20 protein-coding genes, 1 other RNA gene, 1 pseudogene and 1 riboswitch are annotated in these 19477 nt (G+C 70.9%); of the genes and pseudogenes, 13 read left to right on the top strand and 9 right to left on the bottom strand.

Annotation, left to right across the window (positions count from 1 at the left end; genetic code table 11):
- Positions 1–2 precede the first annotated feature (2 nt).
- From KSO97_RS12450 to KSO97_RS12440, 3 genes are all read right to left on the bottom strand, one after another.
- Complete coding sequence (locus KSO97_RS12450; protein ID WP_232679328.1) at positions 3–401, bottom strand: hypothetical protein; 399 nt, start codon at positions 399–401, stop codon at positions 3–5.
- A 65-nt stretch (positions 402–466) separates the two neighbouring features.
- On the bottom strand, positions 467–862 hold the full coding sequence (locus tag KSO97_RS12445) for a hypothetical protein (protein WP_232679326.1): 396 nt from the start codon (positions 860–862) through the stop codon (positions 467–469).
- A gap of 93 nt (positions 863–955) precedes the next feature.
- Positions 956–1270 carry a hypothetical protein gene (locus tag KSO97_RS12440; protein WP_232679324.1) on the bottom strand — a complete coding sequence of 105 codons (315 nt, stop codon included), beginning with the start codon at positions 1268–1270 and terminating at the stop codon, positions 956–958.
- Between the two features lie 183 nt (positions 1271–1453).
- Between KSO97_RS12440 and KSO97_RS12435 the strand changes: the two genes are divergently transcribed.
- Positions 1454–2707, top strand: a complete 1254-nt coding sequence (locus tag KSO97_RS12435; RefSeq protein WP_232679322.1) for a sensor histidine kinase — start codon at positions 1454–1456, stop codon at positions 2705–2707.
- Positions 2704–3399, top strand: a complete 696-nt coding sequence (locus KSO97_RS12430) for a response regulator transcription factor (protein WP_232679321.1) — start codon at positions 2704–2706, stop codon at positions 3397–3399. The genes KSO97_RS12435 and KSO97_RS12430 overlap by 4 nt, the downstream gene beginning before the upstream one ends.
- 22 nt (positions 3400–3421) lie before the next feature.
- Here KSO97_RS12430 and KSO97_RS12425 read toward each other — a convergent pair whose 3' ends face one another.
- The gene (locus KSO97_RS12425; RefSeq protein ID WP_232679319.1) at positions 3422–5482 is read right to left on the bottom strand and encodes an NAD(+) synthase; all 2061 of its coding nucleotides are present in this window, start codon (positions 5480–5482) and stop codon (positions 3422–3424) included.
- Between the two features lie 99 nt (positions 5483–5581).
- Here KSO97_RS12425 and KSO97_RS12420 point away from each other — a divergent pair, with 99 nt between their 5' ends.
- Positions 5582–6007, top strand: coding sequence for a VOC family protein (locus tag KSO97_RS12420; RefSeq protein WP_232679317.1), 426 nt, complete (start codon positions 5582–5584; stop codon positions 6005–6007).
- Between the two features lie 116 nt (positions 6008–6123).
- The gene (gene panB, locus KSO97_RS12415; protein ID WP_269782406.1) at positions 6124–6975 is read left to right on the top strand and encodes a 3-methyl-2-oxobutanoate hydroxymethyltransferase; all 852 of its coding nucleotides are present in this window, start codon (positions 6124–6126) and stop codon (positions 6973–6975) included.
- Between the two features lie 216 nt (positions 6976–7191).
- On the opposite strand, the gene KSO97_RS12410 is transcribed toward panB, so the two are convergent.
- The gene (locus KSO97_RS12410) at positions 7192–7659 is read right to left on the bottom strand and encodes a GreA/GreB family elongation factor (protein ID WP_232679316.1); all 468 of its coding nucleotides are present in this window, start codon (positions 7657–7659) and stop codon (positions 7192–7194) included.
- Positions 7660–7893: 234 nt separating this feature from the next.
- Here KSO97_RS12410 and KSO97_RS12405 point away from each other — a divergent pair, with 234 nt between their 5' ends.
- Positions 7894–9096: a PQQ-dependent sugar dehydrogenase gene (locus KSO97_RS12405; protein WP_232679314.1), complete on the top strand. Its 1203-nt coding sequence runs from the start codon at positions 7894–7896 to the stop codon at positions 9094–9096.
- 20 nt (positions 9097–9116) lie between these two features.
- On the opposite strand, the gene KSO97_RS12400 is transcribed toward KSO97_RS12405, so the two are convergent.
- Both KSO97_RS12400 and KSO97_RS12395 read right to left on the bottom strand, forming a co-directional pair.
- Positions 9117–9407, bottom strand: a complete 291-nt coding sequence (locus KSO97_RS12400; protein WP_232679312.1) for a hypothetical protein — start codon at positions 9405–9407, stop codon at positions 9117–9119.
- A gap of 10 nt (positions 9408–9417) precedes the next feature.
- On the bottom strand, positions 9418–9627 hold the full coding sequence (locus KSO97_RS12395; protein WP_232679310.1) for a hypothetical protein: 210 nt from the start codon (positions 9625–9627) through the stop codon (positions 9418–9420).
- A gap of 103 nt (positions 9628–9730) precedes the next feature.
- Here KSO97_RS12395 and KSO97_RS12390 point away from each other — a divergent pair, with 103 nt between their 5' ends.
- The 5 genes from KSO97_RS12390 to KSO97_RS12370 are packed head-to-tail and all read left to right on the top strand — an operon-like array spanning position 9731 to position 14973.
- Complete coding sequence (locus KSO97_RS12390; RefSeq protein ID WP_232679308.1) at positions 9731–11374, top strand: circularly permuted type 2 ATP-grasp protein; 1644 nt, start codon at positions 9731–9733, stop codon at positions 11372–11374.
- On the top strand, positions 11368–12297 hold the full coding sequence (locus tag KSO97_RS12385) for an alpha-E domain-containing protein (protein WP_232679306.1): 930 nt from the start codon (positions 11368–11370) through the stop codon (positions 12295–12297). The genes KSO97_RS12390 and KSO97_RS12385 overlap by 7 nt, the downstream gene beginning before the upstream one ends.
- Before the next feature lie 6 nt (positions 12298–12303).
- The gene (locus tag KSO97_RS12380) at positions 12304–13149 is read left to right on the top strand and encodes a transglutaminase family protein (protein ID WP_232679304.1); all 846 of its coding nucleotides are present in this window, start codon (positions 12304–12306) and stop codon (positions 13147–13149) included.
- A 44-nt stretch (positions 13150–13193) separates the two neighbouring features.
- The gene (locus tag KSO97_RS12375) at positions 13194–14453 is read left to right on the top strand and encodes a YibE/F family protein (protein WP_232679302.1); all 1260 of its coding nucleotides are present in this window, start codon (positions 13194–13196) and stop codon (positions 14451–14453) included.
- A gap of 4 nt (positions 14454–14457) precedes the next feature.
- Entirely contained in the window at positions 14458–14973 is a 516-nt protein-coding gene (locus KSO97_RS12370; protein WP_232679300.1) for a VOC family protein, read from the top strand.
- Between the two features lie 145 nt (positions 14974–15118).
- Here KSO97_RS12370 and KSO97_RS12365 read toward each other — a convergent pair whose 3' ends face one another.
- Positions 15119–16537, bottom strand: coding sequence for an HNH endonuclease signature motif containing protein (locus tag KSO97_RS12365; protein ID WP_232679298.1), 1419 nt, complete (start codon positions 16535–16537; stop codon positions 15119–15121).
- An 81-nt stretch (positions 16538–16618) separates the two neighbouring features.
- Between KSO97_RS12365 and rnpB the strand changes: the two genes are divergently transcribed.
- Positions 16619–17014, top strand: an RNA gene (gene rnpB / locus KSO97_RS12360) — RNase P RNA component class A.
- Positions 17015–17174: 160 nt separating this feature from the next.
- A complete protein-coding gene (locus tag KSO97_RS18335) occupies positions 17175–18044 on the top strand; it encodes an excalibur calcium-binding domain-containing protein (RefSeq protein ID WP_308188299.1) in 870 nt (289 codons plus the stop codon).
- A 19-nt stretch (positions 18045–18063) separates the two neighbouring features.
- Here KSO97_RS18335 and KSO97_RS12350 read toward each other — a convergent pair whose 3' ends face one another.
- Complete coding sequence (locus tag KSO97_RS12350; RefSeq protein ID WP_232679294.1) at positions 18064–18735, bottom strand: DedA family protein; 672 nt, start codon at positions 18733–18735, stop codon at positions 18064–18066.
- A gap of 57 nt (positions 18736–18792) precedes the next feature.
- Positions 18793–18988: riboswitch (cobalamin riboswitch) on the top strand.
- Positions 18989–19039: 51 nt separating this feature from the next.
- Between KSO97_RS12350 and KSO97_RS12345 the strand changes: the two are divergent.
- Positions 19040–19477, top strand: a pseudogene (locus KSO97_RS12345) (nitrite reductase); the annotation flags it as partial.

Below are 19477 nucleotides of genomic sequence, written 5' to 3'. Positions count from 1 at the left end.
GGTCAGCGCAGCGTGATGGTGCTGCCGCAGCTCGCGCCACCACCGACCCGGGTCGCGCGGAAGCGGAACGTGTCGGCGCCGGATGCGTTGCGCCGGTAGGTCTCCACCTCGACGTCGCCCTCGACGTCGGCAGCGCGCGTCGTGGTGAGCACGGCCGCGCCGTTGTGGAAGAGCTGGACCTTCCAGCGCGAGGAGCGCGGCAGGCCGTCGAGATCGACCGAGACCTCGTAGCCGCGACCCTCACGATCGACGGAGAAGTCGTAGACGCCGACGCCGCAGCGACCCTGACGTTCGACGTCGGCGTGGGCAGGGGCGGCGGCGCCCACGGCGAGCCCCACACCGGCCAGGGTGCCGGCGGTCGCGGTGGCGAGGGCGGTGATGCGGGTACGGGTGCTGAACATGGCTGTCTCCTGGTGGTTCGGGATGAGTCGGGTGGGATGGATGACGGGTGGGACCGGCGGTCCGGTCAGCGGCTCACGGTCGCGACGCAGGTCTCGCCCGCCGCGCCGTCACCGGTACGGGTGGCGGTGGCGGTGAACTCCTCGCCGGCGTCGCCGCGGGCGATCGCGTCGACGTCGAGCTCGCCGTCCTCGTCGGTGGTGCGCTCGCCTTCGAGCAGCGGTGCGCCGTCCTGCTCGATCAGTACCTGCCAGACCTCGCCCGGGGCGCCGGACTGCAGCTCGAAGGTGACCTCGGTCGCGCCGTCCTCATCCTCCGCGCTGATCTCGTACGTCGCTCCGCCGCAGGTCCCGCGGGCGGTGACGTCGTCCTCGCCGCCCCAGATCAGCCAGGCGCCGATGCCGAGCGCACCGATCACCACGATCGCCGCGACGGCGATGGCCAGGATCTTCTTCATCGTCATGTCCTCTTCTCAGGTCGGTGGTCAGCCGTCGTGGCTGCCGTGTCGATGAGAAGAGGTTCCCGACTCGGGCGCTAAGCGCGCCTCTGGCCGAACCTAAGCCGCGGTTAAGGTTCCCGGCGACGTCGATCGCGACCGGACACGCTCCCGCTCCAGCGCCATCAGGCCCGCCCGGGCGATGCCGACAGCGGCGGCGTGCTCCCACGCAGCGTCGTCGCGCATCGCCTCGAGCTGGGTGCTCAGACGCAGGCGCCACCGGTAGGCCAGATGGGCGTGGAACGCCATCCGGTCACCGAAGACGTCGGCGTACTCCGGGGTCCAGGCGAGCGGCGTCTCGTCCGCACCGCTCTCCAGGCGCGCCTCGACGGCGCGCACGATCCGGTTCCGCTCGTGGGTGTCTGCCCAACTCATGTCGACTCCTCTCGGAGCCTCGGCGGTGCGCCGGGCTCCACTGTGACGTTGCCTCGACGCTAGGCCGGTCGAGCCGCCACGGCATCGGGCCACAGCACCCAATGCCGCTCCTACCGTGGGAGGAGACGTCCTCCTCCCCTCGTCGGATGCCTCGGACGCCGGGCGCCCCTAGGCTGACTCCTCATGAGCGACTCCCCGGTGGTGTGGAGGACCGCCGTGCGGCTGCGCGACCACATCGAGAGCAAGGCCGGACGGTTCGGGCTGGCCTACCCCTGGTGGATCCCGGTGACGGCGACCATTGCGCTGCTCAGCAGCGCGGCCGTCGGTGCGGGCCAGCACGGCGTTCTGCTCCCACCGTCCGCGCCGGCACTGGCCCTGCTGCTCATCGCCACGCCGTGCGTGACCCACTTCTTCTCGCCGCAGTGGATGGCATGGTGGCTCGAGGCGCTGCTCGTCACCTCCGGCGTGGCGTGGCTGCTCACCCAGCCCTTCTCCGGCGACACCGTCGACGTGCTGCCGGCGACGCTGATGGTGATGGTCGGCGAGATCACCACCATGTCGGGAACCGTGCGAGGACTGCTCGCCGCGGCCGCCGCAGCGGCCCTCGTGGTGTGGCTGGGCGACTACCGCTCCGATCTGACGCTCCTCTACCTCGGCGCCCTCGTGTTCGGCGTCGTGTTCGGCCAGATGCTGCGATGGATGATGCGGGCACTGGTGGCCGAACAGACAGCGCGAGCCGAGGAGCGGCAACGCGCCACGCTCGACGAGCGGCAACGCGTGGCGCGCGAGATCCACGACCTCGTGGCGCACTCCCTGAGCGTGACGATGCTGCACGTCACCGGCGCGCGACGCTCGCTAGCGGAGGACGCCGACATCCCCGACGCCATCGACGCCTTGACCGACGCCGAGCGGATCGGACGGCAGGCCATGGCCGACATCCGCAGCACGGTGAGCGTCCTGGCCGACGGCTCCACCACCGGCGCTGCTGCCGGCGACGTCCTGCGTCCCTTGCCCACCGCCCGCGACATCCCCGAGTTGGTCGCCGAGGTCCGCGGGGCCGGGCTGGATCTCGACTTCGCGGTCGACGGCGACCTCACGGCACTCTCGGATGCGACCGGTCTCGGCCTCTACCGAGTCGTGCAGGAGTCCCTGAGCAACATCGCCAAGCACGCTCCGGGCTCGTCGGCACGCGGGCGCCTGCTGGTCACCGCGCAGCAGACGCACCTCAGCATCGTGAACCCGATCCCGGTCGGTGCCCGCCTCGACGTCGGCGGGTCGGGCGTCACCGGCATGACCTCGCGTGTGACGCAGCTCGGCGGCGACCTCCACGTCGGCCCCGACGACGACGGCCTCCAGTGGCGCGTCGACCTCGCCGTCCCGATGCGTGGCACCGGCTCGGCACCGCACCGGTGCGTGGTCCGGAGGCTGCTGCCGTGACCGACCCGGCGACGTCGGCCCCCGTCCGGGTGCTCCTGGTCGACGACCAGGAGCTCGTGCGCTCGGGGCTGCGCCGCATCCTGCGCCGACGCGACGGCTTCGAGATCGTGGCCGAGTGCGGCGACGGCGACGAAGTCCCGGCCGCGCTGAGCGCGCACACCCCGGACGTCGTGGTGATGGACCTGCGGATGAAACGCGTCGACGGCATCGCCGCCACTACGGCGATCCGCGCTGCGGGCGAGCACCCGCCCGTTCTGGTGCTCACCACCTTCGACGACGACGAGCTGCTCTCCGGTGCCCTGCGTGCGGGCGCGTCGGGATTCCTGCTCAAGGACTCCCCCGCCGAGGACCTGGTGCGCGCGGTACACGCCGTCGCTGCGGGAGACTCCTGGCTCGACCCCGCCGTGACCGGGCGGGTGCTCACCGCATTCCGTGCCGCCGACGTCCCGCCGGTCGCAGCCGCCACGGCGTCGGGTGGGACGGTCGAGGAGCTGACGGCGCGCGAGCTCGACGTCCTCGTCGCGATCGGGCGCGGGCTCTCCAACGCCGAGATCGCCGACCATCTGGTCATCTCCGAGCTCACCGTGAAGAGTCACATCGGGCGGATCTTCGCCAAGCTCGCGCTGCGCGATCGCGCCGCCGCCGTCGTCTTCGCCTTCGACCACGGCCTGGTCACCCCAGGCTCGCGTTGACCCGTCTCTCCTTCAAGACGGGTCAACGCGGAACGCGGGCGAGATCGGCGAGCCAGGCCGCCGGCGAGGCGTCCGAGGGCATCCGCCAGTCGCCGCGCGGCGACATCGTGCCGCCGGCACTCACCTTCGGACCGTTGGGCAGCGCCGAGCGCTTGAACTGGTTGGCGAAGAACCGTCGGATGAAGACCTCCAGCCAGGCAGTGATCTCGGTCAGGTCGTAGGCACGACGCTCGGAGTCGGGGAATCCCGGCGGCCAGGCCCCCGACTCGACGTCGTGCCAGGCGTGCCAGGCGAGGAAGGCGATCGTGCTCGGCCGGTAGCCGCGCCGCACGACGTGGTACAGCGTGAAGTCCTGCAACGCGTAGGGGCCCACCGAGTCCTCGGTGCGCTGCGGGGCGGCTCCCTCGCGGGTCGGGATCAGCTCGGGGGTGATGTCCTGGGCCAAGATCTCCAGGAGCACCTCGCGGGTGTCGGCGCCGAACTCCCCGGTATCGGCGACCCAGCGGATCAGGTGCTGGATGAGGGTCTTGGGCACCCCGCCGTTGACGTTGTAGTGCGACATCTGGTCGCCGACCCCGTAGGTGCACCACCCCAGCGCGAGCTCGGAGAGATCGCCCGTGCCGAGCACGATGCCGCCGCGGTGGTTGGCGAGCCGGAAGAGGTAGTCGGTGCGCAGACCCGCCTGCACGTTCTCGAAGGTGACGTCGAAGACGTCGGCTCCGGCGTGGTCGCCCTCGCTGAACGGGTGGTCGAGGTCGTCGAGCATGACGCGGGCGGCGCGGGTGATGTCGATCGTCTCGAAGGTCACGCCGAGGCTCTGTGCCAGTCGGGTCGCGTACCCCCGCGTGGTGTCCGTCGTCGCGAACCCCGGCATCGTGAAGGCGTGGATGTCGGTGCGAGGTCGCCCGAGCTGGTCCATGGCGCGTGCCGCGACGATGAGGGCGTGGGTGGAGTCCAGTCCGCCGCTGATGCCGATCACGACCTTGGGCTGCCACACCGGCGTGGCGATCGAACGCAGGCGCTGCACCAGACCGGCGACCTGGATGTGGTAGCCCTCGTAGCAGTCCTGGGCCAGCCGAGCGGGGTCGTCGGGCACGAACGGGAAGCGACGCGACGGGCGGCGCAGCCCCACGTCGTCCGACGGCGGCGCGAGGGCGAAGTCGATGCGCTCGAAGGCGATCGGCTCGATGTCCAGCGCTCGTCGATTGTCGTCGAAGGTGCCGAGGCGCTGCCGCTCCTGCCGGACGCGACCGAGGTCGACGTCGGCGATCGTCAGCGTGGCGCCGTCGACGAATCGCTCGCCCTCGGCGATGAGGTCGCCGCACTCGTAGACCATCGTCTGGCCGTCCCAGCTGAGGTCGGTGGTCGACTCGCCCTCACCCGCAGCCGCGTAGACGTAGGCGGCCTGGCATCGGGCGCTCGCGCTCCTCACCAGCAGCCGACGGTCCTCGGCACGTGCGATGGTGATCGGTGATCCGCTGAGGTTGAGCAGGAGATGTGCGCCCGCCAAGGCGGCGTGGGTGCTCGGCGGCACCGGCACCCACATGTCCTCGCAGACCTCGACGTGGAAGGTCAGGTCGGGCAGGTCCGACGCCGCGAAGATCAGGTCCGTGCCGAACGGCACCTCCTCGCCGGCGACGACGATCGACCCGGCCTGCATCTCTGCGCCGCTGGCGAACCAACGCTTCTCGTAGAACTCGCGGTAGTTCGGCAGGAAGGACTTGGGGGCGACGCCCAGCACCTCGCCGCGGTGGAGGACCACGGCACAGTTGTAGACCCGGCCGGCGTGACGCAGGGGCGCTCCGACGACGAGCACCGGGAGCAGGTCTGCGCTCGCGGCGACGACGTCGGCGATCGCCTGCTCGACAGCGTCGAGCAGCGCGTCCTGGAGGAACAGGTCGTCGAGGGCGTATCCGGTCAGGCAGAGCTCGGGGAAGAGCGCCACCGCCACCGCTTCCGCGTCGCAGGCCTGCGCCTGCTCGATCACCCGCGCGGCGTTGATGGCGGGGTCGGCCGCGGCGACCGGCAGCGAGCACGCCGCCACCCGGGCGAAGCCGTGCGCGTAGGCCGAGTAGAAGTTCACGACAGAAGTCTAGAGAGAGCGGCTTCCGACGATGAGTTCTGAATGCCACGGTGGTCGGTACACCCACCTACCCAGACGCGAACTCCCGAGGAGACGACGATGTCGCAGCCCGTGATCAACCCCTACCTGCAGTTCCGCGGCCAAGCCGAGGAGGCCATGACCTTCTACCAGTCGATCTTCGGCGGCGAGCTGTCCGTGATGCGCTACGCCGACATGGGCGGCATGGGCGTACCTGAGGCCGAGCAGCAGCAGCTCATGCACGCGGACCTCGTCGCCCACGACGGCTTGCGCCTGATGGGTGCCGACGTGCCGAGCACGCACCCGGAGTTCGACCAGTACAACGTGCACGTCTCGATCAGCGGGGACGACGACGCCCTGCTCGGCGACTGGTACACCCGACTCGGCGCCGACGGCGGCAGCTACGACGTGCCCTACGAGAAGGCGCCGTGGGGCGACTACTTCGGCCAGGTCAAGGACCGCTTCGGCATCAACTGGCTGGTGAACTCCGGCTCCGGCGAGGAGTGATCGCGGCGGGTGCGTGACCGGCAGCACAGCGCGCACCCGAAGCGATCTCCTAGGCTGGTCGACACGTCCGTGGACTCCATCAGGGAGCTGCGAGACCACCAGTGAGGAGCTCGACGATGAGCACTGCCGAAGAGCCCGCACCTTACGGCGGCGGCACCCCCGCACCTCCAGCATTGAAGCGGATCCGCACCCAGCACCTGCGCGAGATGAAGCAACGCGGTGAGCGCTTCTCGATGCTCACCGCCTACGAGCAGTACGCGGCCGCCACGTTCGATGAGGCCGGCATCGAGGTGCTGTTGGTCGGTGACAGTGCGAGCAACAACGTCTACGGCAACGACACCTCGTTGCCCGTGACCGTGGAGGAGATGCTCCCGCTGACCCGGGCGGTGGCCCGGTCGGTGCGACGGGCGCTCGTCGTCGGCGATCTGCCGTTCGGCAGCTACCAGGCCTCACCCGAGCAGGCCTACCTCACGGCCGCGCGTTTCATGAAGGAAGGTGGCGCGCACTGTGTGAAGCTCGAGGGCGGCGTGGAGATGGTGCCGCAGATCGAGAAGCTCACCCGCGGTGGCATCCCCGTGATGGCCCACATCGGCTTCACCCCTCAGTCCGAGCACGCGCTCGGTGGCTACCGGGTGCAGGGCCGAGGCGAGACGGCCCACCGTGTGCTCGCCGACGCCGTCGCGGTCGAGGCGGCCGGCGCGTTCGCCGTCGTCATGGAGATGGTGCCGGGCGACATCGCCGGCGAGATCACCCGCACCCTGACGATCCCCACGATCGGCATCGGAGCGGGGCCTGAGTGCGACGGCCAGGTGCTGGTCTGGCAGGACGCCTTCGGCCTGCGGCAGGGCCGGCTCCCCCGCTTCGTCAAGCAGTACGCCGATCTGCACGGCGTGATGCTGGACGCCGCCCGCGCCTACGCGGACGACGTCCGCGCCGGGACCTTCCCCGGCCCCGAGCACACGTTCTGAGACGGGGTGACGACTGAGGAACGCAGTCGCCACCCCGTCTCGGAACCGCGTCGCTCAGCCTTGATCCGCCGATTGTCGGCGTAGCGAGCGGCACCAGGCGGGTGTGGTGGCAAGGCGCCCGCGCGACGGCGGTCTGGTGGCACCATCGAGCGTGGGCAACGCCGCCAACGCGCCCGGATGGTGTCGCGCAGCAGGCGAGAATCGGTGGATCAAGGCTCAGGCAGCGACGACCGTCGCCGTCAGCTCCAGCCCGCGGCGCGGGCTGTAGCTGACGGTGCTGCCCACGGGCGCACCGAGGATGGCGCGACCCAGCGGACTGGACGGCGTGACGGTGTCGACACCGACGACGGCCTGCTCCACCGAGCCGATCACGAACGTCTCGGGGCCGTCACCGAGGTCGAGGGTGACGGTGTCGCCGAGAGAGACGACGCCATCGGTGTGACCGGCGCGGCGCACGGCCTCGATGTCGAGCTCGAGAGCGGCGATGCGCTCGTCCAACATGGCGAGGCGGATGGTCGCCTCGACGTTGGTGGCGCGGTCGGCGACGTCGCCTGCGTTGGTGCGCACGCTCTCGGCCAGCACCTGGTCGCGTTCGGCCTTGAGGCCGACGAGACGATGCGCGAGCAGGTCGGTACGCGCGTCGTCGGCGGTGGTGCGGACGGGAGCAGCGGCGGTGAGGGTCATGGGCCTGTTCCTTCGTGAGTGCGGCGAGGGTGTGCCGCGGATCGAGCGGGGGTCGTGCACCGGGGTATCGCCCCATGGTGTGGCAGCGAAACCACCCAGACGAGCCCGATATGCCCGTTCTCGGCCAACTCTCAGCGAATCTGAGAGAACTCACAGGTTCCGGGCGGATTTCGAGAACACGTTCCTCCCCGCAGGAGGGTCGTCAGGACGACGTGACGGACGTACGTTGCCTCCATGCGCCTCCTCGCCGCCACGTCCTTCGCCGCCACCATCACCCTCGTGGGCGCCGGACTCTCGGCGGCGACGGCTGGCAGCGGACCCGGCGTCGCGGCCGACAGCAGCCTGCGTGTGGCGCCTGGAACGTCGGCAGAGCGTGCTGCTCCCGCCCTGTCGGTCCGGCGCCAGGCGGGCGGACTCAACCATCCCTGGGACGTCCGCGAGATCGGCAACGGCCGCCTCCTGGTGACCGAGCGCGACCCGGCCCGTCTCTCGGTGATCAGCGGGAGCCGCCGCAGCACCGTGGAGTTCCCGAGCGACCGGGTGTGGGTCTCCGGTGAGACCGGGCTGATGGGCCTCGAGCTCGATGCCGCGTTCCCGCGCAACGGACGCTTCTACACCTGCAGCGGGTGGCAGGACGCCACCGCGCCAGGCGGCCACGACGTGCGGGTGAATGCGTGGCGGCTCAACGGCCCGGCCACCAAGGCGTCGCTGATCGGGCCGCTGCTCACCGGCCTGCCCACCACGAGCGGGCGCCACGGCGGGTGCCGACTGCTACTGGCCGAGAACGGCGCGCTGATCGTCGGCACCGGCGACGCCGCGGTGGGCAGCAACCCACGGAACCTGCGGTCGTTGGGCGGCAAGACGCTGCGCCTGGACCCGCGCACCGGGCGCCCGTGGAAGAGCAACCCCTTCATCGAGGCCGCCAACCGCGCCCAGCGCTACGTGCTGACCTACGGCCACCGCAACATCCAGGGGTTGGCGCAGCGCGGCGACGGCACCTTGTGGTCGGTCGAGCACGGCTCCTACCGCGACGACGAGGTGAACCGGCTCGTGGCCGGTGGCGACTACGGGTGGAACCCGGTCCCGGGGTACAACGAGTCCGTGCCGATGACCGATCAACGGCTGCCGGGCCGCCAGATCGGTGCCCGGTGGAGGTCTGGCACGCCGACGATCGCGACGTCCGGCGCGGACTTCGTGCAGGGCAAGCGCTGGGGCCGACTCCGTGGGTCACTCGCGGTCGCGGCGCTCGCCGGCGAGCGCCTGGTCTTCCTCACCTTCGATCGTCGCGGCCGCCTGCAGCGTACGGCGAGCCCGGCGGCGCTGACACGGCTGGGTCGGCTGCGCACGGTCCATCAACTCGCCAACGGAGACCTGGCCGTCCTCACCGACGCCGATGGCGCCCAGGGCGCGGTCTACCGCGTTCGGCCTGCCCGCTAGGGGCCGCCTGAGCAGCGAGCTCAGGCCTGCCAGTCGAGGAAGTACGCACCGGCGTTGAGCGAGACGAACCAGAACAGCATCGATCCGACGGCCACCCAGACCAGGCGCCGCGGGTGCGGCGTCCACCACAGGCAGCAGAGCGCGAACAGGGCGACCCACACGACCATCAGCGCCACGACCGCCCACGCCGGCGCGACCAGCCCGCTGGCGGCGTAGAGGAAGAACGCCGAGGCCATCAGCACCATCCCGACGAACGGCCAGGGCGTGAGTCCCTCGTCGCGCGGGGGTCGGGCCACCCGACGGCGTGCCATCAGCGACTGCTCATCGGTCCGCCGACGGCGCGTCGTCGTTCCACTGGGGGTCCTCGTCCCACGCCTCGGTGCGCTCCGCCGCGGTCTCGAGCGCGCGGGCAGCGGCCTCCTGCGTGGGATAGGGCCCCAGGCGATCCTTGTTCGGGCACCCGTCGCGGCCCTCGACCGTGGAGTGCTTGAGGCAATACCAGAACTCGGGTTCGCGGCCACCGTCCGTCATGGCGCCAACCTACTCCGCCGGCTGACGAGGCCGTCCGAGGTCGTCCCGACCGCTCACATCGTCGTAACAAGGGTGTGACGTCACGGCCATTAGGGTCGGCATCATGGCGGCGATGTTCGAGGGCTATCAGAGCGGCGGGCCGGCGTTCGACGAGATGTTCGACGGGGGCGCACTTCGCTCGCCCTACCTCCGCCTGCGCGAGTCGCTGACCAGCATGACGACACCGGACCTGGTGAGTCGGGTCGAGGCGCTCCAGGCCGGCTACCTCGACCAAGGCGTCACTTTCGACATCGGCGGGGAGGAGCGGGCCTTCCCGCTCGACATCCTCCCCCGCGTCATCGAGATGGACACCTGGTCGACGATCGAGACCGGTGTGCAGCAGCGGGTGCGGGCCCTGGAGATGTTCCTCGCCGACGTCTACGACGCCGGCGAGGTGTTCGACGACGGTGTCATCCCACGCCGCGTCATCACGACCTCGTCGCACTACCACCGTGCCTCGGCGAACGTGCGGCCGCCGAACGGCGTGCGCGTGCACGTGTCCGGCATCGACCTGATCCGCGACAACAGCGGCGAGTTCCGCGTGCTGGAGGACAACGTCCGGGTGCCGTCCGGCGTCTCCTATGTGATGACCAACCGCCGCGCCATCAGCGCCGCCCTGCCCGAGACCTTCGCCGAGCACCGCATCCGCCCCGTCGCGAGCTACCCGCAGCGGCTGCTGGCCGCGCTCCGGGCCGCGGCACCCGCCGGTGTGACCGACCCGACCGTCGTCGTCCTCACGCCCGGCGTCTACAACGGCGCCTACTTCGAGCACGCCCTCCTGGCCCGCACGATGGGCGTCGAGCTCGTCGAGGGCCGCGACCTGGAGTGCCGCCGAGGTCGCGTGATGATGCGGACGACCCAGGGCCTGGCGCCGGTGCACGTGATCTATCGGCGCATCGACGACGAGTTCCTCGACCCGGTGCACTTCCGTGCCGACTCGGTGCTCGGCTGCCCCGGCATGATCGACGCCGCGCGCGCCGGCAACGTGACCCTTGCCAACGCGGTCGGCAACGGCGTCGCGGACGACAAACTCGTCTACACCTACATGCCCGACATCATCCGGTACTACCTCGGCGAGGAGCCGGTGATCCGCAACGTCGACACCTGGCGGTGCGGGGAGCCGGACCATCTCACCGAGGTGCTCGACCGGCTCGACGAGCTGGTGCTGAAGCCGGTCGACGGATCGGGTGGCAAGGGCATCGTGATCGGGCCTCGGGCGTCCCGCTCGGAGCTCGACGAGCTGCGCGGCAAGGTGCAGGAGGATCCGCGGTCCTGGATCGCCCAGCCCGTCGTCCAGCTCTCGACCGTGCCCACCTTCGTGGACGGCGAGCTCGGGCCGCGTCACGTGGACCTGCGGCCGTTCGCCGTCAACGACGGCACCAGGGTGTGGGTGCTGCCCGGCGGCCTCACCCGGGTCGCACTGGCCAAAGGCGAGCTGATCGTGAACTCCTCGCGCGGTGGAGGCTCCAAGGACACCTGGGTGCTGGCCGGGCCGACGTTCGAACCCAGCGAGGAGACGCTGGCCGACGGCACCGTCGTCGACGAGAGCCCGAGCGAGACTCGCGAGATCCCGGTCGCCGTCGTTGCCGATCCCGAGCCCGGGCCGGAGGCTCCGGCCGCCGGCCCGGCGATGACCACGGGGCTCAGCACCGTCTTCGAGCAGAGCGAACAGCAGCAGCAGGCCCGAGGAGGTGCGCGTCGATGCTGAGCCGGATCGCCGAGTCGATGTTCTGGATCGGGCGCTACGTCGAGCGCGCCGAGGACACCGCGCGCATCCTCGACGTCCAGACGCAGCTGTTGCTCGAGGACGCCACTCTCGACGAGCAGGAGACCTGCCACGGGTTGCTCTCCATCATGGGCATCGAGGACCCACCCGACTCCGTCGACCTGGCCTACGTCCTGGGCAGCCTGGCCTACGACACGACGTCGCCGACATCGATCGCCACCGCGATCGGGGCAGCCAGGGAGAGTGCACGGCGAGCCCGCGAGACGCTCTCGGTGCCGTTGTGGGAGGTCATCAACACCACCCACCGCGACATCGTGTCCGGTCGCTTCGCCGCCCGGCGCGCCCCGCACGTGTTCCAGTGGGTGCGTGAGCGGGCAGCGCTGATCAACGGCACGGCCGACGCCACCATGACCCGCGACGAGGGGTGGCAGTTCCTGATGCTCGGGCGCTGCGTGGAGCGGGCCGACATGACGTCGCGCCTCGTCGCGACGTCATCGCTGACCACGGCGACCAGCACGCAGTGGACCAGCACACTTCGCGCCTGCGGCGCCTACGAGGCCTTCCTGCGCACCTACCGCGGTCAGGAGACCGAGCGGGCCGCCGCGGAGTTCCTGCTCCTGGACCGGCTCTTCCCGCGATCGGTGGTCTTCTCCCTGAACCGGGCCGAGCAGTGCCTGGACAACCTCGAGTCCTCGGGCCAGCGTGCCGGGTTCCAGAACGACGCCCAGCGCCTCCTGGGCCGCACACGAGCCGAGCTGGAGTACCGCTCGCTCTCCGACGTCCTGGCCGACCTGCCCGCAGAGATGGAGCGCCTGCAGCGCACCTGCGCGCTGGCGACCGAGGCGGTGACCCGGCGGTTCTTCGCCGGCGCCGAGGCGTTGGCCTGGAACGGGATGGGGGCCTGAGCGCCGATGAACATGCAGCTGCGGATCGCCCACACCACGCGCTACGAGTACTCCGGCAAGGCCGTCGCCTCCTACAACCAGGCTCGCCTGACGCCGGTGACGACGCTCGACCAGATCGTCGTGCACTCCCGGATCGAGATCAGCCCGAAGCCGTGGACCTTCGAGTACCGCGACTACTTCGGCACCCAGGTCACCGCCTTCGAGGTGGTGGACCCCCACGACGCGATGTCGGTGGCGGCCACCTCCACCGTGCAGATCAACCGGCGCCCGGCCCCCCAGCCGACGCTGTCCTGGGCCGACCTCGACTCCCGCGAGGTGGCCGATCGCTGGACCGAGTACCTCGTGCTGCCCGACGCTGTCGCGCCGACGTCCGACTTCGCCCAGCGCACCAAGCAGATCGCGGCCGACTACGCGCTGCCCGGCGAGGCCGCACGCGACCTGTGTGCGCTGGTGCACGACGAGGTCGAGTTCGTGCCGGGGGCGACCGACGTTCGCGGCGTGGCAGCAACGGCGTGGCAGCAGCGAGGCGGCGTCTGCCAGGACATGGTGCACCTGACCATCGGCGGTCTTCGCTCGATCGGCATCCCGGCGCGTTACGTCTCCGGCTACTTCCACCCCGACCCCGACCCCGCGCTGGGCATCACGGTTCCGGGCCAGTCACACGCCTGGGTCGAGTGGTGGGACGACGGATGGCACGCCTTCGACCCGTGCAACAACGAGGAGCCGGGCGACCGGTACGTCAGCGTCGCGCACGGCCGCGACTATCACGACGTCCGGCCGTTGAGCGGCATCTTCACCGGAACCGGGACCTCCAGGATGAATGTCGAGGTCGAGATCACCCGGCTCGCCTGACGAGGTCGCCTCTCGCGCACACGTCGGCTGTCAGACTGAGCCGCGTGCCTGGTTCTCACGCCCGACGCGATTCCGCGCAGCCCACGGGGCCCTCGGAGCTCCCCGTCGGTCACGGGCACGGCCACGGACCCGCGCCCGACGTCGCGATCACGCCCCGAGCACGACGTCTGCTGCTGGGCTTCCTGGTCACCTGCCTGCTCGCGACGCTGGCCGGGGTCGTCCTGCTCTGGCCCGACGGCGAGAAGGTGGACGCGATCTCCGACGAGGTCCGCTTCGCCGCCCCCGGAGTGACGTTCCCGCGGGCCGAGGTGCTCGACGTCGAGTCGGCCTGCGCCGCCGGCACGGTCGGCGACGACTGCGGCAAGGTGCGCGTGCGCGTGCTCGAGGGCGAGGGCCGCGGCGCGCAGGTGAGCGTGCCGGTGCCCCCCGACGTCACCGAGTCGGGGTTGCGGGAGGGCGACCAGATCAAGCTGCTCCGGACGCCGTCGGCCGAGCAGGCGCCGGAGACCTACAACTACTTCGGCACAGTGCGGACGACGCCCGTGCTGATCCTGCTGGTGCTGTTCGTCGTGGTGGTGCTCGCGGTCGCGCGGTGGCGCGGACTGATGGCGTTGATCGGTCTGCTCTTCGCGGCGGCCGTGTTGTGGCGATTCCTGCTGCCGGCGCTGCTGTCGGGCCAGCCACCGGTGCTGGTCGCGGCGGTCGCGGCGTCACTGATCATGTTCGTCGTGCTCTACACGACGCACGGCTGGTCGCTGCGCACCAGTGCGGCCTTGGCCGGGACGCTCGGCGGCATCGCACTGACGGCGACGCTCGGGCACCTGGCCGTCAGAGGGAGCCGGGTGACCGGCGTGGTGGACGAGGGCAGCCGGATCCTGTCCACCGTGGCCGATGATCTGTCGTTCCAGGGTCTGTTCGCGTGCGCGGTCGTCGTCGCCGGGCTCGGCGTCCTCAACGACGTCACGATCACGCAGGCCTCGTCGGTCTGGGAGATCCGCGCGGCTGCGCCGTCGATGTCGCGGCGTGCCGTGTTCGCCAGCGGCATGCGCATCGGACGCGACCACATCGCTTCCACCATCTACACCATCGTGTTCGCCTACGCCGGTACCGCGCTGGTGATCTTGATGGTGCTCTCGCTCTACGATCGGCCGCTGCTCGACCTGCTCGCGACCGAGGAGATCGGCCAGGAGGTCGTGCGGACACTCGCGACCAGCATCGGCCTGGTGCTCGCCGTCCCGCTGACGACGGCGATCGCGGCGGCGACGCTTCCCCGTGCGCAGCAGGCGTCCAATGCGGTTGGGTGAAGCCATGAGCTCCGCCGACGACAGCGCGCCCCGTGGCTTCGGCCCACTGACACAGCTCGCCTGGGTCGTGCCGGACCTCGATGCGGCTCTCTCGGCGATCGAGGCGATCTATCGGCCGACGCCCTGGGTGCGGCTGCCCGGCATCGAGTTCTCCGGCGACACGTGCACCTACCGCGGCGAGCCGGCCGACTTCGCCGCCGACATCGCCCTCGCCTACCGCGGCGACCTGCAACTGGAGCTGATCCGGCCGATCCGCGGGGTGTCGATCTACACCGAGTTCCTCGCAGCGCATCCGGCGGGCGGGCTCCACCACGTCTGCTTCGACGTCGTCGACCTCGACGCGACACTCGCCGAGGTCAGCGCGCGGCCCGGTCACGACGTCGTCCAGTCGGGCTCGATGGCCGACGGCGGCATCCGGTTCGCCTATCTCGACGTCAGCGCGGCGGGGGCTTCCTACGTCGAACTCGCGCAGGTCGATGACGGCATGCGCGCGTTCTTCGACGCGATCCGTCAGGGCTGAGCGCACCTCGGAACCCCACCGGTGACTGACGAGGCCCGAGGAACGAAGGCCGTCACAAAGTCAGGCCCGGGGCGAGAAGTCACCGCCCACCCAGCAGGTCTCGACGGTCGCAGAGCGACCTCCTCGACCACCGGAGCGCGCCGAGTTACACCTCAACCGGTATCGGTGCGCTGACGGCGCCGACGAGCGTGGTGGTGCCATCGGCATGACGTCGATACTCACGACCGCTCGGACTGCTCCACACGTAGGCGCCCGGATCGGTGACCGGGTCTCGCGGGCGGTACCGCCAGCCGGCATGGGTCTTGGCGCGATGATGTCGCCGGCAGAGCGCGGCAAGATTGTGGGTGCTCGTGGCTCCGCCCTCGTGCCAGGGCTCGATGTGGTCGAGGTCGCCGGATCGTGCGGTGCGCGTGCAGTAGGGAAAGACGCAGGTGACGTCGCGCAGCAGGATCTGCTCGCGCATCCGCTGGGGCGGGGTGTAGGCGTCGTCGACATGCGTGGCACCGGTGTCGATGATCGGGCGCACGGTGACCGTGGTGCCGCTGGCCGCGCACCATCCCGCGATGGTCTCGACCGGAACGTGCGCGGGAGCGCCCTCGACGCGTGCGAGCCGACGCAGAGTCGGTTCGGCGCCACCGAGGTCGGCGGAGCGAGGCGCCGACGCGCGGCCGACGAGCGCATCAGCGTGCAGGTGGACGTAGAGCACCACCTGCCGGGCAGGAACGCGGGTGCGTCGCGGCACGGCTGCGGCGATCGTGCCATCCTCGGTGACCGACCCGTGGGGAGAACCGCCGAGGTCGAACGCGGTCTGTCGCCGGGCCAACTCCCCGAGCGCAGCGGCGCGACGGACATCGAGACTCGCGGTCGATCCGCAGGCAGCGAGGTCGGCTGCGACCCGGACGACAGCAGCATCGACGTCGCGCGCATCCGCGACGTCCAGCACACCGACGACCGTCGCGGTGCTGGCCGGACGCCCCGGCAGGTCGGAGCGGCAGTCGATCTCGAGGCGCCGCCCGTCGCGCTCGTCCAGACGCCGATCCTCGGCGTCTCCGACCTCGTACAGGTCGATCGCGCGAGCGACGAGCGAATCAAGTTGAGCAGGACCGATCCGACCCGCAACCAGGTTGACCTGGCGATCGACGTAGAACGCGGCCTCCCGGCTGAGCAGGAGCGTGGCCTGCGCGACGCGGCGGGCCTGCCACACCCGCACCCCACCGGAGGTGAGTCGAGCCCACAGCCGCGGGAGCCGATGCCGGATCTCGAGAACATCGCCGACATAGCGGCGTCCGGCGTCGTGGGAGAGGCCCACTGCTGTGGCGTAGTCGACCAACGCGTACTCGCTCACGCCCGGCGCACCGGGGCCGGCCAGCATCACCGCGACGTCGAAGGGGTCGAGCCCGCCGCCGATGAAGCCCCGGGGACGATCCGGGCTGACGCGATGCACCTCGGCCCAGCCCACCGTCGCCACTGCGAGGTCGATCTCGGACTGTTCGACGCGCGCCTGCGCCGCGACCGCCTCGGCCAACGGCGAGGAGCCGTCGGGCGAGTCGGTGAGCGAGGTCATACGAAGATGGTATATCGAACGTGTGTTCGAATCAAGGGTTCGTGCACAGCACCGACAGGACCCACTACCCTCCGAGGTGGACGGGTTGGCCGGGCGGCCGCGTGAGCGATGGGAGACCACCGCTCCCGAGGAAGGTCCGGGCTCCGTAGAGCAGGGTGGTGGGTAACGCCCACCCGGGGTAACCCGCGGGACAGTGCCACAGAGAACAGACCGCCACGTCGCTCCTTCGGGGGCGGCGGGGTAAGGGTGAAACGGTGGAGTAAGAGACCACCAGCGCACCGGGCGACCGGCGCGGCTCGGCAAACCCCACCTGGAGCAAGACCAGACAGTGCACGACGATCCGGCTCGCCGGATCGAGAGGGCTGCTCGCCCGAGTGCACGGGTAGGTCGCTGGAGGCTGTCGGCAACGGCAGTCGTAGATGGATGGCCGCCCTCCCGCGAGGGAGACAGAACCCGGCCTACAGGCCAACCCGTCCGCTCAGGTCCCTAGGCCCCGACCATCGTGATCGCTCGAACTCCTGCGGCCACCCCGCCACGTCCCTAAGGTGCCCACCATGGCATCGGCACTGGTTGTTCGCAGAGCGTACGCGAGTTCGAACGCGCCCGGCCGCGATGGCAGCTCGTCGGGAACAAGCGAGTGAATGAGCCCAAGGCCGGCTGGTACCCGGTGGGCGATGGCACGACCCGTTACTGGGACGGGACGGCCTGGACCGAGCACAGTCGCCCCTCGATAGGCGGCGATCTCACACGCTCCGATCCGCCGACCCCGGCTCTTGCTCAGTGGGTGCGCAACCATAAGCTCGCCACCGCCCTCGCGGCGGTGCTTGTGGTCGGATCGTGCGGAGCGCTCGTGAACAGTGGTGCTGACTCCGGAACTCTCAGAACGGCAGGCGAGTCCTCTTCGGACATCATCGCCATCGACGACGAGGATCAACCGACAGAACCCGCCCAGGTCGAGCCGGTCAACGAGATGTCGCCCGTGCAACAGTGGTCGGCGAATGCCGACGCATCGTCGCCAGCGCTGGCCCGGACCGTAGCCCGACGTCTCGGCGTGCGTCCTCGAGCGGTCTCCTCCTCAGCGGCACTGGTGCGCGCATGCGTCCTGATCTCACAGGACCGCCCGGTCACTAAACGCGCCACCGCGATGACGACCGCGTTCGACAGCGACGCCGACTTCCGGACCACCATGACGGCCATCGCCACGACGATCCGGGCAACCTGCCCCGAGTTCAGCCAGACCCACCGCGAACAGCTCGGAGAACACCGCGCGGCGCTGAGAGCAGCCGCCGAGAAGCGCCGCCGCGCGGAGGAGCGAGAGCAGCGACGGCTGCAGCAGGAGGAGGAACGTCGTCGCCTCGCCGAGGAACGCGAGCGGGAATCGCAGATGTACGCCTACTACGCCAACTGCGATGCGGCCCGAGCGGCGGGCGCCGCTCCGGTGTACACGGGCGACCCGGGGTATGGACGCCATCTCGATCGAGATGGAGACGGCGTCGGGTGCGAGTAGGCGCCACTCCCCCGACGCGTCAGCGATCCTGCGCCTCAGACTTCGCCCTCCGGCTCAGCCCCCGCAGGCGCGCCGCCACGAAGAGCACGAGGACCAGGCCGACACCGATCACCACCACGTCGGAGAGGACGCCGCTCCAGCGGGTGAGCACCGGCTCCATCGCAGGCCCCAGGGCGTAGCCCAGGCCGATCCACAGAGCGTTCCACACCCCTGACCCGAGGGTGGTGTAGAGCGTGAACCGCCAGAACGGCATCCGCTGGATCCCGGCGGGGATCGAGATGAAGCTGCGTACCAGCGGCACGCAGCGCCCGAACAGCACCGCGGCGGCGCCCCAACGGGCGAAGAACGCGTCGGCCTTGTCGAAGTCCTCGCCGCCCAGCAGCGGAACCCGCGCGACGAGCGCCCGGGTGCGCTCGCGCCCGAGCATCGCGCCCAGCAGCCACCACAGCCACGCCCCGACGACGGCGCCGGTCGTGGCCGCAGCGATCGCCCACCACGGGTTCATCCGACCCTCGTAGGCGAGGAACCCGGCGACCGGGAGGACCGCCTCCGAGGGGATCGGCGGTAGGAACGTCTCGGCGAACACCGCGACGCCGACGCCCACTTCGCCGAGGCGCTCCATCAGGTCGAGCACCCAGCCCACCACACCTTCGGGCTCGGCGGTCGAGGCGAGCGGGGCGGCAGCGAACACGCCCAGACCGTACCGACCGTGACGAGGCCCGCCACTCACCGACCGCCGGCACGCACTTGGTAGCCTCGGCCCGCCAGTCACACGGGAACCCGGTGAGAGTCCGGGACTGACGCGCAGCGGTGTGGGTGACGGACGGAGCACGCCGGAGAGATCCGGCAGTCACTGGGAGCGAGCCGGGAGGCGAGCACCTGGGAAGGCGCTCCGCGCCGGTCGATCCCGAGTCCGAAGACCTGCTGGCCCTCGCGGGGACCACCGCGAGGTCGAGGTGGGCGACGCGCAGAAGCCCCGGACCGACGAGGTACCTGTGGTCACCCACTCGCGCGTTCGGCGCGACCGCTGCCCCGGCGTGCTGCGCCCGTGGCCGGCCGAGGACGGCGCCCTCGTGCGGCTGCGGCTGCCCGGGGGCCGCCTCTCCGCCGCCTCGCTGGAGGCGCTGAGCGCGGTGGCGGTGCGGCACGGCGACGGACGGGTGCACCTGACCGGTCGAGCCAACCTGCAGGTGCGGGCCCTCCCCAGCGACGGCGGCATGCTGCGCGCCGACGTCGTCCAGGAGATCGAGGGCACCGGCCTCCTGCCGAGCCGCACCCACGAACTCGCCCGCAACCTCATGCTCTCCCCCCTCACCGGGCTGCGCGGCGGCCGCGTCGACCTGCGCCCGGCCATGGCCGATCTCGACGCGCGGCTCTGCGCGGTTCCCGAGCTCGCCGCGCTGCCCGGGCGCCTCCCCCTCCCCCTCCGCGAC

It is taken from the genome of Nocardioides sp. R-C-SC26 (assembly GCF_021246465.1).
Classification (GTDB): domain Bacteria; phylum Actinomycetota; class Actinomycetes; order Propionibacteriales; family Nocardioidaceae; genus Nocardioides.
Note: the sequence above shows the minus strand (reverse complement) of the source record. Positions and strands in the feature narration are given on the sequence as shown.